This is a genomic window from Sphaerisporangium album, from assembly GCF_003323745.1.
Lineage (GTDB): Bacteria > Actinomycetota > Actinomycetes > Streptosporangiales > Streptosporangiaceae > Sphaerisporangium > Sphaerisporangium album.
Genome location: NZ_QOIL01000013.1, coordinates 1 through 15,908 on the forward strand (window position 1 = coordinate 1; position 15,908 = coordinate 15,908).

Genomic DNA, 15,908 nt, shown 5'->3' on the forward strand with positions numbered 1-15,908 from the left:
CATGCCGACGAACAACGACACCTCGCCGATGAACACCCCGCCGGACCACCCACGGCGGGGTGTTCTCATCCCAGATCATCGGCATCCTCAGCGCCTACCTCGTCGGCAATTTCGGCGCCGGGCAACAATCCTGGCGAGGATGGCTGCTCGCTTGGTCATGTCCTGTTCCCTCCGGCTTCGTCGTTGTTGATCCCATTCTACCGAAAAGAACTGTCATATCCCATGGTCGGGTAAGACCACCACGATGCGAGCCCTGCTCGGCCTGAGCGCCCCCACCTCCGGCCGCGCGCTGATCGGCGGGCGGCCGTACGCCTCCCTGAGCCGGCCGATGCGCCAGGTCGGCGCCCTGCTCGACGCCGGGGCGGTGCAGGGAGGCCGCCGGGCCCTCGACCATCTCGGGGCGCTCGCCCGCGCCAACGGCATCGGCCGGGCCCGGGTCACGGAGGTGCTGGAGCAGGCCGGCCTCGCCGGCGTCGCCCGCCACAGGGTCGGCCGCTTCTCCCTCGGCATGCGGCAGCGCCTCGGCATCGCCGCCGCCCTGCTCGGCGACCCCGGCGTGCTGGTGTTCGACGAGCCGGTGAACGGCCTCGACACCGACGGCGTCCGGTGGATCCGCGGGCTCATGCGCGACCTCGCCAGGGGCGGGCGCACCGTCCTGCTCTCCAGCCACCTGATGAGCGAGATGGAGCTCACCGCCGACCGGCTCATCGTCATCGGCCGCGGCCGCCTCATCGCCGACACCTCCGTGCGCGAGCTGGCCGAGCGGTACGGGCGCGGCGTGCTGGTGCGCTCGCCCCGCGCCGCCGAGCTGGCCGCAGTGCTGACCGGTGCCGGGGCCGAGGTGACCGGCGATCCCGGCGGCGGGCTGTCGGTGAGCGGCATGGAGGTGGCCCGCATCGGGGACCTGGCCGTCCGGCATGGCATGGCGGTCCACGAGGTCACCCCGCGCGGCGCTTCCCTGGAGGAGGCGTACCTGGCGCTGACCTCCGGCGAGATGGAGTACCGGCCGGGGCTCGGCGTCCACGGGGGAGACGGGCGATGAGCGGCGAGGGACTCACGCAAGCCGTCCCGGCGGGGGAGGGCGCGGGCCGTTCGGCGGCCGATGTCGTCGCGTCCGAGTGGATCAAGCTGCGGTCGGTGCGCTCGACGTCCTACGTTCTCGGCGCCGCCGCGCTGATCGTGGTGCTGACCGCCCTGCTCACCTGGCAGGCGGTGAGCGCGTGGGACGGCCTCCCGGCGGCGACCCGGGCACGGTGGAAGGGCATCGCGGTCGAGGAGTACTTCCTGCCGTTCGTCCAGCTCGTGATCGGGGTGCTCGGCGTGATCGCGATCACGGGCGAGTACTCGAGCGGAATGATCAGGACCAGCCTCGTCGCCGTTCCCCGCCGGGGACGGCTGCTCGTCGGCAAGGCGGTCGCGCTTGCGGCCGTCTCGCTCGTCGCGGGCACGGCGGTGCTGTTCGCCGTCGTCGCCGTCGAGGCGTGGATCGTGGGGGACCGGGCGTTCCCGGGGCACCCGGTTTCCCTGGCGGCGAAGGCGCCCCTCCTGGTGTGCATGGGACTGTCGGTGATGGTCGTGGCCCTGGTCGGCTTCGGCCTGGGTACTCTGACGCGGTCCACCGCGGCGGCGATCGTGGCGGTGGCGGGCCTGACGTTCGTCCTGCCGGCCCTCGCCCTTGGCGTCCTCCCTGAACCGTGGGGCGTGCGGGTCGCCATGTTCATGCCGGCCAACCTGCCGGACCAGCTCGCCGGATGGACGCCGGACGAGGACATCACGCAGGGCCCCTTCGCGCGAAGCGCCGGGCTGCCCCCGCTCGCCGCGCTGGCCGCGCTCGCCGCCTACGTCGTCGTGTTCGTGGGGACGGCGGCGCTCCGGTTCTCCCGCTCGGACGCCTGACCGGCCTCTCCCGCTCGGAGCCGGACAGGGGGGCGTGGCGTCGCGGGCGCCGGCATGGTGTCCAGGTGCGGACGTGGGTCAGGTGTCGTGGCGGGGAATCCCGGACACCTCGTGGTCGGCGTGGAAGAGGGCCTCGGCGATCAGACGGCGGACATGCGCGTCGCGGGCGCGGTACAGGACGCGGCGCCCCTCCCTGCGGGTGTCGACCAGCCCCGCGAGCCGGAGCTTGGCGAGGTGCTGGGAGACGGAGGGCCTGGCCGTGCCGACGGCCTCGGCCAGTGAGGTCACGTCGTACTCGCCCGAGGCGAGCAGCCACATCAGCCGCAGCCGGGTGGCGTCGCCGAGCATGCGGAAGGCGTCGACGGCGGTCTCGACCTGGGCGGCACTGGGTTGCTCCTGCAACGGATGCGCACCTGATCCGTTGTCGCGTGCGTACATGACTACATATAATGCGCGCGAAGGTCGATCCCCGCAAACGGCCGCGGAAGAGGTGTCCATGTCCGACCACCCGAGGCACGTCTCTCCACCTCCCGACGGCCCTTCGCCCACCGCCCGGGATCACGAGGCCGGGCAGGGAGGAAGCGACGGCCACGGCCACCAAATCGCCGACGGAACCGGCCATGTCGATGCGCATGGACACGGGCACGGGCACGGGCACGGGCACGGACACGGGCATGGGCACGGGCGCAAGGCCGAAGCGGGGGAAGGTGCCCACGGGCCGAGGCCGAAGGTCACGAGGATGCGGGCGGCGGCCGTGCACCTCTTCGCGCCGCACAGTCACGACAGTGCCGCCCGCTCCGACGCCGCCATGGAGTCGAGCCGCCGGGGCATGCGCGTCCTCGCCCTGTCGTTCGCCGTCCTGGTCGCGACCGCCCTGGTCCAGGCCGTGATCGTCGCCTACTCCGGCTCGGTCGCGCTGCTCGGCGACACCCTGCACAACTTCGCCGACGCGCTGACCGCCGTCCCGCTGGCCGTGGCCTTCTCCCTGGGACGGCGCGCGGCGACCCGCCGCTTCACCTACGGCTACGGCAAGGCCGAGGACCTGGCGGGCCTGGCGATCGTCGCCGTGATCACCGCCTCGGCCGTGATGGCCGGCTACGAGGCCGTCCAGCGGCTGCTCGCCCCGCAGGACGTCCGCGCGCTCGGCTGGGTGGCCGCCGCGGGCGTGGCGGGGTTCCTCGGCAACGAGTGGGTGGCCCGCTACCGCATCAGGGTGGGCCGCGAGATCGGCTCGGCGGCGCTGGTCGCCGACGGCCTGCACGCGCGCGCCGACGGCCTGACCTCCCTGGCGGTGCTGCTGGGGGCGGGCGGTTCCGCGCTCGGGTTCCGCGCCGCCGACCCGCTGGTGGGCCTGCTGATCACCGTCGCGATCTGCTTCGTCCTGCGGGACGCCGCGCGGCAGATCTACCACCGGCTGATGGACGCCGTCGACCCGGACCTGCTCGACTCGGCCGAGCAGGTGCTCGCCGCCACGCCCGGCGTCCGGAGCGTCGGCTCCGTCCGCATGCGCTGGATCGGCCACGCCCTGCACGCCGAGGTCGACATCACCGTGGACCACCGCGTGTCGGTGATCGAGGCGCACGCCGTGGCCGTGGAGGCCGAGCACCGGCTCATCCACCGCGTACCGTGCCTGCGCGCGGCCACCGTCCACGCCGATCCCGACGGCCCCCACGCCGCCGACCACCACGCCTCCCTCCTCGGCCACCGCATCCCGAGCCCCCGCTGACCCGGCGCCCGTCCGGCCCGGGACAGGCCGGACGGCGCCGATCGGTCACGTGCGTCGCCGTGGGCGGCCCGCGTGTCCGAAGTCGATCCGCATGACGACCCGCCGTACTGTGGGGGGCCGACCTCCGCGAACCCCGCCTCCTCGAAGACCTGACGGCTCCCACGCGCATCTCGCCCCAGGCGATCTCCCTGCCCGGAGGGGTGGTCATCGACGAGTCCGCGTGGCCGACTCTCTGAACCTGATACGTCGCTCGCCGCGGGGTGAGCAGGAGAGACCTGTCTCACCTGCGCGTATGCCGGTCGTGGGATCCCAAAGCGCTGTCCATGATCGGTCAAAATCCCCTTTTCCTACGCATTAAGTGGGTATGCTGGCCGATGTTGCCGTTCTTCACCGAGGGGATCGGATGGCCCTACCGGACTTCCTGGTGATCGGAGCGCCGAAGGCGGGGACCACCGCCCTGCACGCGGCGCTCGCACGACACCCCGCGCTGTTCATGTCGGCGGTCAAGGAACCGAAGTTCTTCCTCACCGACGGGCCGCCGCCCACGCGGGGAGGGCCGGGCGACGCCCAGACCTTCCGCGAGCACGTCTGGCGCCGCGAGGACTACGAGGCGCTGTTCGAGAAGGCGCCGCCGGGGACGCTGAGGGGCGAGTCCACCCCGTTCTACCTGTACGACCGGGGGGCCCAGCGCCGGATCCACGCGACGATCCCGGACGCCAGGCTGATCGTCGTGCTGCGCGACCCGGTCGAGCGGGCGCACTCGAACTGGACGCACCTGTGGTCGGCGGGGCTGGAGCCGATCGGCGACGTGGTGCGCGCCTGCGCCGAGGAGGAGCGCCGCGTCGCCGCCGGCTGGTCGGCCTTCTGGCACTACGTCGGGCTCGGCCGGTACGGCGAGCAGCTTCGGGACCTGTTCAAGCTGTTCCCCCCGGCCAACGTCCTGGTGCTCCGCTACCGCGACCTCGTGGACGCGCCACGGGCGACCCTGGACCGCATCTGCGGGTTCCTCGGCGTGGAGACCGGGGTGATCGCCGAGGTGCCCCGGGAGAACGTCACCGCCCACCCCGAGCGGACGCTGCGGCACCAGGCGCTGTCACGTGTGATGCGCGCGGGCGCGGCCGTCGGGCGTCACCTGCCGGGCGCGCTGGCGGGCCGCCTCACCGAGTCGCTGGAGGTCGCCCTCCAGGACAACGGCCGCCCGCGCCGCCCCCTGAGCTGGGACGAACGGCAGGCCCTGATCCCCCGGTTCGAAAGGGACGTCGCCCTGCTGCACCAGGTGACGGGCGAGGACTTCAGCGACTGGCTGCGGCCCCGGGAGAGGTCCGGAGGGCTGATGGGCGACCGGCCCCCCGGCCAGCGTCAGGCCCGCAACGGCCGCCCGCGCCTCTCCTGACCGGAAGGCCCGGTCGTCGCCCGGGGCGTCGCCGGGCACCGCCGGCCCGCCGACGCCCACCGCCGCCTCCGGGAGTGGTTCAGCGCAGTTCGGTGCGCAGTTCGTGCGCGCCGTCCTGACGGGTCAGCTCGTAGTACAGCCGCTTGCGGCCGTCCGGGAGCTCCAGGACGTCCAGATAGCGCAGGCCGCCGTACGGGGACTCGGCCAGCGGCTCCTCACCGACGGGCGTGAGCGTCGCGGGGTCGGTGCCCGTGGCCAGGCCCGTGCGCTCCTCGTAGTTCTCCTCGGCCGTCGCCCGCCCGTCGTAGGCGACGTACAGCGTGCCGTCGTGGCGGACGGCCGCGGTGACCCGGGCGCCCCGCGAGTCCCAGCAGCCGGGACGGCCGCTGAGCGCGGTGCCGTGCCACGTCCAGTGCAGCCCGTCGGGGCTGGTGGCGTAGTCGCTGACCATCTGGTCCTCCTCGCCGGGGTCGGCGAGCGGGTGGCAGGAGGCCCACAGGTGCCACATGCCGTCGTGGCGGACGATCACCGGGTCCTTCACCCCGGTCTTGGGGTCGCCGGGGAGGACGACGCGCCGGGTCGAGGCGTCGAACCGCGCGGGGTCGTCCGCCTCGATCAGCTCGACCCGCCAGTGCTTGGAGTCGTGGGTGGCGCAGCTGATGTACAGCCGCCATACGCCCTCCGGCGTGCGGACGAGGGCGGGCCGCTCCAGGGATTCGGTGTCGACCTCCTCGCGGTGGAGGGTGTAGATCGTCTCGAAGCGCTCGCCGTCCAGGGAGCGCGCGACGACGACGGCGTAGCCGCGTCCCTGGCCGATGGGGCGCCTGAGGCGGTAGGCGAGGTGGACGACGCCGTCGGCCAGGACGGCGCTCGGCGCGCCGGCCCAGTGGCCGGGCGCGTCCTCGGGCGGCGCCACGACGAGCACGGAGCGGTCCGGCCGGGGCCGCGGCAACGCCGGACCGGCGTCGTTCTGAGGGTCGTTCGTATTCATCGGCACGTCGAAACAATAGACAACATTCACCCCTGCCGAGGGAAGACGTGGCCGGTCAGGGGCCTTATCGCACCCCTGACCTCCGCCCTTCGCACCCGGGATCGGGACGAAACCCGGCATCGCGCCACCGGCGTGCCCCCCGTCCGGGGTACGCGGCGGCATCATGACCGATCACCCCTGGGAAGGAGGAGGCGCGGCGCCTCAGGTGATCGCCGTGCCCACCAGGCTGCCGATCCCGTACGTGACGGCGGCCGCCGCCGACCCCAGCAGGAGCTGCCTGGCCCCGCCGTACAGCGGCGAACGGCCGGTCAGCCGCGCCACCATCGCGCCGGTCGCCGCGAGCCCCGCCGCCGTCAGCAGCACGGCGGCGAGCACCGAGCCGAAGCCCAGCAGGAAGGGCAGCAGCGGGACGAGCGCGCCGATCGCGAAGGCCAGGAAGGACGACCCGGCCGCCACCCACGGCGAGGGCAGGTCGTCGGGGTCGACGCCGAGCTCCTCGCGGGCGTGCACGCGCCAGGCGACGTCGGTCTGGCGGTGGAGCTGGCGGGCGACCTCGCGGGCCAGCTCGGGGGTGAGCCCGCGCGACTCGTAGAGCTGCGCCAGCTCGTCCTCCTCGGCCTGCGGGTTGCGGGCGATCTCGCGGCGCTCGACGTCGATCTCGGCCATGGTCATCTCCGACTGCGAGCGCACCGAGGTGTACTCGCCCGTGGCCATGGAGAAGGCGCCGGCGGCCAGGCCCGCGAGCCCGGCGATGGTGACCGCGGTGTTGTTCGCGCCTCCGCCGACCACGCCCGCGATGAGCGAGGCGTTGGACACGAGGCCGTCCATCACGCCGAAGACGGCGGGACGCAGCCACCCGCCGGTCACGTCCCGGTGGCTGTGGTGCACTTCGGCGCGCGTGGTGGTCATAGAAGAACTGTACAAATACCCATATTTCCTTGGTGTACGACGGGTAGGGCTTCAGTCCTCGCCCGCGTCCTCAGGCGTGCGCCGGGCGAGGGCCGCGAGGGTGTCCAGCGCCCGGGTCAGGACCGCGATCGTCGGCGACGCGAGCCCGACGCGGACCGCCGGCGGGGCGCTGCGCGCGGCCACGGCGAACGACGCGGCGGGCGTGACCGCGATGCCCCGGCGCGCCGCCGCCGCGACGAAGGTCTCCGCGCGCCAGGGCTCGGGCAGCTCCCACCAGCGGAAGTAGGACTGCGGGTCGGCCCGGGTGGCGAACCCGGCCAGGCACGCGGCGGCGACCCGCTGGCGTTCGCCGGCGTCGCGGCGCTTGGCACGCTCGACGGCGGCCACGGTGCCGCCGGCCATCCAGTGGGTCGCCGCCTCCAGGGCGAACCCGGTGGCCGTCCACGCCCCGGACCGCAGGGCGGCGGCGACCGAGGCGGCCTGCTCGGGCGGGGTGAGCGCGAACCCCACGGTCAGGCCGGGGGCCAGCCGCTTGGACAGGCTGTCGACCAGGACGGTCCGCTCGGGGGCGAGGGCGGCGATCGGCGGCCAGTCGCCCTCGCGCAGGAACGCCCAGACCGCGTCCTCGACGGCGTACAGGCCGAGGTCGCGCAGTGTGTCCGCGATCTCGGCGCGCCGCCGGGCGGGCATGGTGACGGCCATCGGGTTGTGCACGGCGCTCTGCAGGTAGACCGCGCGCAGGGGAGCGCCGCGGTGGGCGGCGGCGAGCGCGTCGGGGCGAACCCCGGCCTCGTCGGTGGCAAGGGGGACGAGCGTGACGCCGAGCCGCGCGGCGATGGCCTTGACCATCGGGTAGGTCAGCGCCTCGACGCCGAGCCGTCCTCCCGCCGGGACCAGCGCGGCGAGGGCGCCCGCGATGGCCTGGCGTCCGTTTCCGGCGAACAGGACACGGGCGGGATCGGGCTCCCAGCCGCCCCGCGCGAGCAGCCGAGCCGCGACTTCGCGCGCCTCGGCGGTGCCGGACGGGCCGACGGGCAGCAGGGAGGCGGCCAGCACGTCGGGGCGCGTCAGGCGGCCGAGGCCCTCGGCGAGCAGAGCGGGCTGCTCGGCCACGACCGGGTAGTTGAGCTCCAGGTCCACGCGGGCGCCGCCGGGCTCGACCAGCGCGTGCCCGGTGGGCCGCTCGCCCGCCCGGACGAACGTGCCCCGCCCGACCTCGCCGACCACCAGCCCGCGCCGGGCGAGCTCGCGGTACACGCGGGCGGCGGTGGAGCCGGCGATGCCCCGGCGGCGGGCGAACGCGCGCTGCGGCGGCAGCCGGTCTCCCGGGCGCAGCCTTCCGGTGGCGATCTCGGCCGCCACGGTGTCGGCGATCCGGCGGTAGTCGTCCATGAACCTCACGCTCACCAGCAAACCCGGCATTGCACCGAGTGCAAAGAGAATATTGCACCGACCGGGGCCGCGCTCCTAGCATCGCGATCAGGACGGCCGCCGCGCCGCGCGAGCGGGCGGCGAAGACAACGGGGGGCACGTGGTGAGCAGGGCCTTCGTCAACGGGATCACGGTCGGGTACGACGACGCGGGCGAGGGGGAGCCGCTGGTGCTGGTGCACGGGCACCCCTTCGACCGCTCGATGTGGGCCCCGCAGCTCGCCGCCCTCGCCGGGCCGGGCCTGCGGGTGATAGCCCCGGACCTGCGCGGCTACGGGGAGAGCACCGTCGTCCCCGGCGTCACGCCGCTGGAGACCTTCGCGCGGGACATCGCGGCGCTGCTCGACCACCTCGGCCTCGGCGAGGTGGTGATCGGCGGCCTCTCCATGGGCGGCCAGATCGTGATGGAGTTCGCCCGCCTGTTCCCCGGCCGGGTGCGCGGCCTGCTGCTCGCCGACACCTTCGCCCAGGCCGAGACTTCGGACGGCAGGACCGCCCGGCACGCTCAGGCCGCTCGCCTGCTGCGCGAGGGCATGGGCCCCTACGCCGAGGAGGTGCTGGCCAAGATGATCGCCCCGTACAATGTCGAGGCGCTGCCCGAAGTCGCCGCGCACGTGCTCGGCATGATGCGCGCGGCCCCGCCCGAGGGCGCCGCCGCCGCGCTGCTCGGCCGGGCCGAGCGCCTCGACTACAGCGACCCGCTCACCGAGGTCACCGTGCCCACGCTGGTCGTCGTCGGCCGAGACGACGCGTTCACGCCCGTCGCCGACGCCGAGTATCTGCGCGACCGCGTGCCCGGGGCGGCGCTCGTGGTGGTCGAGGGCGCCGCCCACATGCCGAACCTCGAACGCCCCGAGCGGTTCGACGCCGCGGTGCGCGCCCTGCTGGCCGCCGTCGGGGCCGTCAGAGCGGCTGGATGAGGAAACCCGGCCCCCGCGTCCCCGTATGCCCCCGGGAGACGGTTCCCTGCCGCCTCCGGCCACGCCGTCCCCGCCGCCCACGGGCCCCGCGGCCGGTCAGACCTGGGCCGGCTCCGGTGTGCGCGTCTCGGCGTCCGCGGTGGCGCGGTTCTCGCGCAGCACCGTGAAGGCCAGGACGAGGGACACGAGCAGCAGACCCGCTCCGACGGCGAAGGCGAGGTGGAAGCCGCCGGTCAGCGCGGCCTCACGCCCGCTACCCGAGGCGGAGAGGGCGTCGGCGCGGGAGGCGGCGAGCGTGGTCAGGACGGCGAGGCCGATCGCGCCGCCGACCTGCTGGGTGGTGTTGAACAGGCCCGAGGCGAGTCCGGCGTCGTCGGGGCGGGCGGCGGACATGCCGAGGGTCGTCAGCGCGGTGATCGAAAGGCCGAACCCGGCGCCGCAGAGCATCGTGGGCAGCAGGTCGGTGACATAGTTCGCGTCCGCGACGGGCAGCCGGGTCAGCAGGCCGATGCCGGCGCTCAGGAGGGCGAGGCCGGCCAGCAGCACCCGGCGCTCGCCGAAGCGGGCGATCACGCGGGCCGCGACCAGCAGCGACACCAGGCCGATCGCCACCGCGCAGGGCAGCATCGCGAGGCCGGTCCGGGCGGCGTCGTAGTGCAGGACGTTCTGCAGGTACAGGGCGATGAGCACCTGGAACCCGAACAGCGCGGAGACCATCAGCATCTGGATGAGGTTGGCGCCGGAGACGTTGCGCGAGGCGAACACGCGCAGCGGCAGCAGGGGCTTGGCGGCCCTGGCCTGGCGCAGGACGAACGCGGCGAGCAGGGCGATCGCCAGGGCGCCGAAGCCGAGGGTGTGCGCGGAGGCCCAGCCGTGGCCCTCGGCCTCGACGATCGTGTAGACGCCCAGCATGAGCCCCGAGGTGACCAGGGCGGCACCGAGGACGTCGGCGCCCTGGCGCAGGCCGAGGCCCCGGTCGGAGGCCAGCACGCGCAGGGCCATCACGATGGCGACCAGGCCGATGGGCACGTTGATGAAGAAGATCCAGTGCCAGCTCAGGCCCTGGGTGAGCACGCCTCCGAGCACCTGGCCGATCGAGGCGCCCCCGGCGCCGACGAAGCTGAACGCGCCGAACGCCTTGGCCCGCTCGGCGGGCTCGGGGAACAGCGTCACGATCATCCCGAGGCTGACGGCCGAGGCCATCGCCCCGCCCGTTCCCTGGAGGAAGCGGGCCACGATCAGCATCTCGGGGCCGGTCGCCAGGCCGCAGAGCACGGAGGCGGCGGTGAAGGCGGTGAGCCCGGCGACGAACACGCGCCTGCGGCCGATCAGGTCGCCGAGCCGCCCGGCCAGCAGCAGGAACCCGCCGAAGGCGATCATGTACGCGTTCATGGTCCACGTGAGGCCCGAGGGGGTGAAGCCGAGGTCGCGCTGCATGGCCGGAAGCGCGACGGTGACGATCACCCCGTCGAGGATGATCATCAACATCCCGGCGCAGAGGATCGCGAGCGCGAGCCGGCGTGAACGAAGGGTGTTCGGCATGGTCTCTCCTGTCCGCAAGAACGACAGAAAAGACCGTAGCAGATACTCTGCTAACAGACTATCTTTCAGAGGATTACTTGCGGGCCTGGCGCGGCCTCCGTACCGGCTTGTCACACTCGATCGGCTTGGCGAGCTCGCCCGCGACCAGGCTCGTCAGCGCCTCGACGAACACCTCGCGCTGCTCCTCCGGCAGGGCCGCCAGCACCTCGCCGTGCACGCGGTCGACGATCTCCTGGCCCCGCCGGACGTTCTCCTCGCCGAGGGGCGTGACGGCGACGATGCGCGCGCGGCGGTCGGTGCTGGACGGGCGCCGCTCGGCCAGTCCCTCGCGCTCCAGTTCGTCCACGGTGACGACCATGGTCGTCTTGTCCAGGTCGGTCATCTCGGCGATCTGGATCTGCGTCCGCTCGGCCTCCATGGCGTGGTAGAGGACGCAGTGCGCGCGCGGGGAGCTGTCGATCTCGGCAAGCGCGGCCGTCAGCCGGGTCGTCAGCACGTGGGCGGCGTGGGCCAGCAGGCCGGTGAGGTCGCGGACGTTCCTGGAGGGTGCTTGCGTGCTCATACCCTCGAGAATACGTTAGGTAGCGGATTGTTTCGTAGCGGAACTAATTCGGCTCCGTACCCCTCCGGTCACCGTCCACCGTCCCCGGTGCGGGGGGCGCGGGCCGATATGATGGGGCCCGAGCCCCGGCCGGGGCCGCGGCGGTGGGGCCCGCCGCCCTCTGCGGAGGCGAACCGCGGATCGACCGCCAACGGTCCCTACCAGATGCGTCGTCACCATGCTGGTAGGAGGACCTATGACCGAGCCCCGCACCGTCGCGGGCGCCGGCACCGGCACGCCGGGCACGGCGCGACCCCGGTCGATCGCGCTCCCGGTGCCGCTGGCCGTCTCCGCCGGAGGCGTGCTCGGGGCGCTGGCCCGGTACGGCCTGTCGGTCGCGCTCCCGCACCCTCGCGGCGCCTTCCCGTGGGCGACCCTCCTCACCAACGTGTCGGGATGCCTGCTGATCGGCGTCCTCATGGTGCTCGTCGGCGAGGTGTGGGCCGGGCGCCGCCTGCTGCGGCCGTTCCTCGGCGTCGGCGTGCTCGGCGGCTACACCACCTTCTCCACCTCGGTCGTGGACGTCCACCAGGCGCTCGCCGCCGGCGCGGCCGGGACGGCGCTCGCGTACCTCGGGGCCACCGTCGCCGGCGCGCTGGCCGGGGTGTGGGCGGGGTCGGCGCTCACCGCCCGTCTGCTCGCCTCGCGGGGGAGGCGGCCATGAGGCACGAGATGCCGGCGCTGCGCCTGACCGTCATCGTCGGCGAGGACGACCAGTGGCGCCACCGTCCGCTCTACCACGAGATCGTCCACCGCGCCCGCGCGGCGGGGCTGGCCGGCGCCACCGTGACGCGTGGCATCGAGGGGTACGGGACGCACGGCCGCATCCACACCACCCGCATCCTGTCGCTGTCGGAGGACCTGCCGGTGGTGGTCGTCATCGTGGACGAGGAAGAGAAGATCCGCGCCTTCCTGCCGCAGATCGACGAGCTGATCGGCGAGGGCCTCGCCGTCCTCGACCCCGTCCACGCGATCCGCTACACCCGGGAGGCGCGATGACGGTCCTGCTCGTCGCGCTGGGGGCGGCGATCGGAGCGCCGCTGCGCTACCTGGTCGACCGGTTCGTCCAGGCCCGTCATGACTCGGTGTTCCCCTGGGGCACCCTCACCGTCAACGTGGCCGGGTCGTTCCTCGCGGGCCTGCTGGCAGGCCTCCCCGCCGGGCAGGTCGTGACCGCGCTGGCCCTGACCGGCTTGTGCGGCGCGCTGACGACCTACTCGACGTTCGGCTACGAGACCCTGCGCCTGGCCCAGGACGGCTCGCGCCTCTACGCCGCCCTCAACGTCGCCGCGAGCCTGCTCGCCGGCCTCGGCGCGGCCTACGCCGGCCTGGCCCTCGCCCGCGTCCTCACCGGCTGAAATTCGTGGGCCCGGCGGGTCTCACGGCCGTCGGGTGAGGCCGGCGGGCGGCCTCTTGCCGAACGCGCCGGCCGAGCCGCGCACCCGCGGCCTGTCGAACTGACATGTTCGACGCATTTCGTCAAGTTGACCACAGGCCCAGGGGATCGCGGACCCGCCCGCCCGCGCTGAGAGACTGGCCGCCATGACCAAGCTCGACCAGTTCGCGGCCAGCCGTCCCCGGTTGCTCGGGCTGGCCTACCGCATGCTCGGCGAGGCGGCCGAGGCCGAGGACGTCGTGCAGGACGCCTACCTGCGCTGGCGCGACAGCGGCGAGGTCGACGTGCCGGAGGCGTGGCTGACCAAGGTCGTCACCAACCTGTGCCTGAACCGGCTCACCTCGGCCCGCGCCCGCCGCGAGCGCTACGTCGGCGTGTGGCTGCCCGAGCCGGTCCTCACCGGCGACGGCGCCCTCGGCCCGCTGGAGACCGTCGAACAGCGCGAGTCCCTCTCCTTCGGCATGCTCCTGCTGCTGGAACGGCTCACCCCGCCGGAGCGGGCCGCCTTCGTTCTGCGCGAGGCGTTCGGGTACGGCCACCGCGAGATCGCCGGCATCCTGGACGTCCAGGAGGCCCACGCCCGCCAGCTCTACCGCAGGGCCCGCGCGCACGTCGGCGACCCGCGCCGGCGGTTCACCGCGACGCCCGAGGAGGCCACGAAGCTGTTCGAACGCTTCCTGGCCGCCGCCTCCCGGGGCGACGTCGCGGGCCTGGAGCGGCTGCTCGCCGAGGACGTCGTCTCCTGGGCCGACGGCGGCGGCAAGGGCCCGGCGGCGTCGCGTCCGATCACCGGCCGCCTGCAGGTGCTGCGGTTCGTGAACGGCCTGGCCCGGCGGTTCCTCAAGGAGGAGGCCGAGGCCGTGATCGGCACGGTCAACGGCGGCCCCGCGATGATCGTCCGGCACCGTGGGGCGCTGATCGCCGTCACCGTGCCGGAGTTCGCCGACGGCCGGATCACCGTCCTGCGCACGATCACCAACCCCGACAAGCTCGCCCTCATGGCGGCGCGGCCGCTGTGACGTGGTTCACACCGGCCCGTTGTCACAGATCGTCCCTCTCGCCGGTTCAAGGGGCGACGAAGGGAGAGAGGAAATGTCACCTCACATCGTGGTCCTGGGCGCGGGCTACTCCGGGCTGGTCACCGCCAAGCTCGTCGCGGGGCACGGGACCAGGGTCACCCTGGTGAACGCACGGGACCGGTTCACCGAGCGCGTGCGGCTGCACCAGCTCGCCGCGGGGGAGAACCTGCGCGACCTGCCGCTGAGGGACCTGCTCGCCGGCACCGGCGTGGAGCTCGTCGTCGGCCGGGTGACCGGCATCGACGCGGGCGACCGCGTCGTGCGGCTCGCGGACGGGTCTGCGGACCTCCGGTACGACGTGCTGGTCTACGCCCTCGGCAGCCGGACCGACCTCGACTCGGTCCCCGGCGCCGCCGAGCACGCCCACGCCGTCAGCGCCCCCGACCAGGCCGAACGCCTGAGGGCCCGCCTGGCGGGGGCCAAGGTCGCCGCGGTGGTCGGCGGCGGGCTGACCGGCATCGAATCCGCCGCCGAGATGGCCGAGGCCCACCCGGGGGTGAAGGTGCGGCTCGTCACCGGGGGCGTCCTCGGCGAGGCCCTGTCCGGGCGCGCCCGGCGGCACCTGTGGCGGGTGTTCACCCGGCTCGGCGTGGACGTCCGCGAGAACGCGCGCGTGCGCGAGGTCCGCGGGGACGGGCTGCTGCTGGAGGACGGCGAGCACGTCGCCGCCGACACCGTCGTCTGGACCACCGGCTTCCGCGTCCCCGGGCTGGCCCGCGAGGCCGGGTTCGCCGTGGACGGCCACGGCCGCATGATCGTCGACAGCACCCTGCGCTCGGAGTCGCACCCGGAGGTGTACGCGGTCGGGGACGCGGCGGCGGCGCGCATGCCCGGCGGCCAGGAGCTGCGCATGGCGTGCGCGACCGGTATCCCCGCCGGGCACCGCGCCGCCCGGGCGATCGCCGCCCGGCTGGCAGGGCGCGAGCCCCGGACGCTGCGCTTCCGCTACTTCAACCAGTGCGTCAGCCTCGGCCGCCACGACGGGCTCGTCCAGTTCGTGCACGCCGACGACCGGCCGCGCGAGGTCGTGCTCACCGGCAGGGCGGCGGCGCTCTACAAGGAGGGCATCGTGCGCGGCACGATCCTGGCGATGCGCCGCCCGTCCATCCTCGGCTCCTGACCCGCGCCGAAGCACACCCGGCACCCGTGGGTGAACGGGGCCACGTTGACCTGGGGCGGATCGCGGCCGTCCGCGCGCCCCTGGAGGACGACGCGGCGAAGGCGTGGGATCGGGCGCCCTCGCAGCGGGGCCCGTGCGCTCAGGCCAGGCCGAAGGCGTCGGCGAGGGTGGTGGTCTCGGCCTCCAGCAGCGTGCCCGGGTCGTGACCCATGGTGGCGAACTGCCCGACGACCTCCAGGCTCACCACCCCGTGCACGCGCGTCCACGTCAGCACCGCCCCGGCCAGCGCCGTCCCCGCGCGGACGCCCGTTCCCGCTCCGGCGGTGCACCGCTCCACCCACTCCGCGGCCTCCGGATCGCCGGCCGTCCAGGTCTCCATCTGCCGGACGACCGGCAGCACCGCCTCCGACGGCCGGGCGTCCCGGAAGACCTCCACGAACGGGGCGAGGGCGTCTCGCGCCCGCACCAGTGTGTCGGGCGGCGCGGCGTACCCCGGCAGCGGCGAGCCCATGATCAGCATGTAGCGGCGCGGCTCGGCGACGGCCCAGTCGCGGTACTCGCGGGCCAGCGCGTGCAGCCGCTCGCGCGGGGTGAGATTCGCCGAGGCCTCCGCGATCCGGGCGAACGTCGCCGCCGCGTCGTCGTAGGCGTCGCGGATCAGCGCGCTCAGCAGATCGTCCCTGCCGGCGAAGTAGCGGTACAGGGCGGGGCCGGAGAGGCCGAGCTCCTTGGCGATGCGCGTGAACGCGACGGCGTCGACGCCGCCCTCGGCGAGCTGCCGCATGGCGATCTGCTTGATCTCGCCGCGGGTCTGCTCGCGGTAGCGGGCCCGCGGTCCCCCCTCCGCCTGCGTCACCACTGCCTCCCTCCGCCGGGCGTCCACGACCCGTGCGTTAATAACTCTA

At 74.0% G+C, this 15,908-nt stretch carries 17 protein-coding genes; 10 read left to right on the top strand and 7 right to left on the bottom strand.

What is annotated here, in order from left to right:
• Positions 1-217: 217 nt before the first annotated feature.
• Positions 218-1,042: an ATP-binding cassette domain-containing protein gene (locus DQ384_RS22535; RefSeq protein ID WP_281274092.1), complete on the top strand. Its 825-nt coding sequence runs from the start codon at positions 218-220 to the stop codon at positions 1,040-1,042.
• Positions 1,039-1,896, top strand: a complete 858-nt coding sequence (locus DQ384_RS22540) for an ABC transporter permease subunit (protein ID WP_114030863.1) — start codon at positions 1,039-1,041, stop codon at positions 1,894-1,896. The genes DQ384_RS22535 and DQ384_RS22540 overlap by 4 nt, the downstream gene beginning before the upstream one ends.
• 78 nt (positions 1,897-1,974) lie before the next feature.
• On the opposite strand, the gene DQ384_RS22545 is transcribed toward DQ384_RS22540, so the two are convergent.
• The gene (locus DQ384_RS22545; protein ID WP_114030864.1) at positions 1,975-2,334 is read right to left on the bottom strand and encodes an ArsR/SmtB family transcription factor; all 360 of its coding nucleotides are present in this window, start codon (positions 2,332-2,334) and stop codon (positions 1,975-1,977) included.
• A gap of 301 nt (positions 2,335-2,635) precedes the next feature.
• Between DQ384_RS22545 and DQ384_RS22550 the strand changes: the two genes are divergently transcribed.
• Positions 2,636-3,622: a cation diffusion facilitator family transporter gene (locus tag DQ384_RS22550; protein ID WP_220183070.1), complete on the top strand. Its 987-nt coding sequence runs from the start codon at positions 2,636-2,638 to the stop codon at positions 3,620-3,622.
• Between the two features lie 403 nt (positions 3,623-4,025).
• Positions 4,026-5,015, top strand: a complete 990-nt coding sequence (locus tag DQ384_RS22555; protein WP_114030866.1) for a sulfotransferase family protein — start codon at positions 4,026-4,028, stop codon at positions 5,013-5,015.
• A gap of 79 nt (positions 5,016-5,094) precedes the next feature.
• On the opposite strand, the gene DQ384_RS22560 is transcribed toward DQ384_RS22555, so the two are convergent.
• The 3 genes from DQ384_RS22560 to DQ384_RS22570 form a co-directional block, all read right to left on the bottom strand.
• On the bottom strand, positions 5,095-6,006 hold the full coding sequence (locus DQ384_RS22560) for a glycoside hydrolase family protein (protein WP_114030867.1): 912 nt from the start codon (positions 6,004-6,006) through the stop codon (positions 5,095-5,097).
• 201 nt (positions 6,007-6,207) lie between these two features.
• Positions 6,208-6,915, bottom strand: a complete 708-nt coding sequence (locus tag DQ384_RS22565; protein ID WP_114030868.1) for a VIT1/CCC1 transporter family protein — start codon at positions 6,913-6,915, stop codon at positions 6,208-6,210.
• A 51-nt stretch (positions 6,916-6,966) separates the two neighbouring features.
• Positions 6,967-8,322: an aminotransferase-like domain-containing protein gene (locus tag DQ384_RS22570; RefSeq protein ID WP_245966699.1), complete on the bottom strand. Its 1,356-nt coding sequence runs from the start codon at positions 8,320-8,322 to the stop codon at positions 6,967-6,969.
• Positions 8,323-8,449: 127 nt separating this feature from the next.
• On the opposite strand from DQ384_RS22570, the gene DQ384_RS22575 reads away from it, so the two are divergent.
• Positions 8,450-9,265 carry an alpha/beta fold hydrolase gene (locus tag DQ384_RS22575; RefSeq protein WP_220183071.1) on the top strand — a complete coding sequence of 272 codons (816 nt, stop codon included), beginning with the start codon at positions 8,450-8,452 and terminating at the stop codon, positions 9,263-9,265.
• Between the two features lie 96 nt (positions 9,266-9,361).
• On the opposite strand, the gene DQ384_RS22580 is transcribed toward DQ384_RS22575, so the two are convergent.
• Both DQ384_RS22580 and DQ384_RS22585 read right to left on the bottom strand, forming a co-directional pair.
• Positions 9,362-10,807, bottom strand: a complete 1,446-nt coding sequence (locus DQ384_RS22580) for an MFS transporter (protein ID WP_114030871.1) — start codon at positions 10,805-10,807, stop codon at positions 9,362-9,364.
• Positions 10,808-10,880: 73 nt separating this feature from the next.
• Positions 10,881-11,369: a MarR family winged helix-turn-helix transcriptional regulator gene (locus DQ384_RS22585; RefSeq protein WP_114030872.1), complete on the bottom strand. Its 489-nt coding sequence runs from the start codon at positions 11,367-11,369 to the stop codon at positions 10,881-10,883.
• A 235-nt stretch (positions 11,370-11,604) separates the two neighbouring features.
• Here DQ384_RS22585 and DQ384_RS22590 point away from each other — a divergent pair, with 235 nt between their 5' ends.
• From DQ384_RS22590 to DQ384_RS22610, 5 genes are all read left to right on the top strand, one after another.
• The gene (locus tag DQ384_RS22590; RefSeq protein WP_114030873.1) at positions 11,605-12,072 is read left to right on the top strand and encodes a fluoride efflux transporter FluC; all 468 of its coding nucleotides are present in this window, start codon (positions 11,605-11,607) and stop codon (positions 12,070-12,072) included.
• A complete protein-coding gene (locus DQ384_RS22595) occupies positions 12,069-12,407 on the top strand; it encodes a DUF190 domain-containing protein (protein ID WP_220183072.1) in 339 nt (112 codons plus the stop codon). The genes DQ384_RS22590 and DQ384_RS22595 overlap by 4 nt, the downstream gene beginning before the upstream one ends.
• Positions 12,404-12,766 (top strand): fluoride efflux transporter FluC, encoded by a 363-nt coding sequence (locus DQ384_RS22600; protein ID WP_114030875.1) that lies wholly within the window; start codon positions 12,404-12,406, stop codon positions 12,764-12,766. The genes DQ384_RS22595 and DQ384_RS22600 overlap by 4 nt, the downstream gene beginning before the upstream one ends.
• A 184-nt stretch (positions 12,767-12,950) precedes the next feature.
• On the top strand, positions 12,951-13,823 hold the full coding sequence (sigJ, locus tag DQ384_RS22605; protein ID WP_114030876.1) for an RNA polymerase sigma factor SigJ: 873 nt from the start codon (positions 12,951-12,953) through the stop codon (positions 13,821-13,823).
• 73 nt (positions 13,824-13,896) lie between these two features.
• Positions 13,897-15,003, top strand: coding sequence for an NAD(P)/FAD-dependent oxidoreductase (locus DQ384_RS22610; protein ID WP_114030877.1), 1,107 nt, complete (start codon positions 13,897-13,899; stop codon positions 15,001-15,003).
• Between the two features lie 139 nt (positions 15,004-15,142).
• Here DQ384_RS22610 and DQ384_RS22615 read toward each other — a convergent pair whose 3' ends face one another.
• A complete protein-coding gene (locus DQ384_RS22615; RefSeq protein WP_114031058.1) occupies positions 15,143-15,859 on the bottom strand; it encodes a TetR/AcrR family transcriptional regulator in 717 nt (238 codons plus the stop codon).
• Between the last annotated feature and the right edge of the window lie 49 nt (positions 15,860-15,908).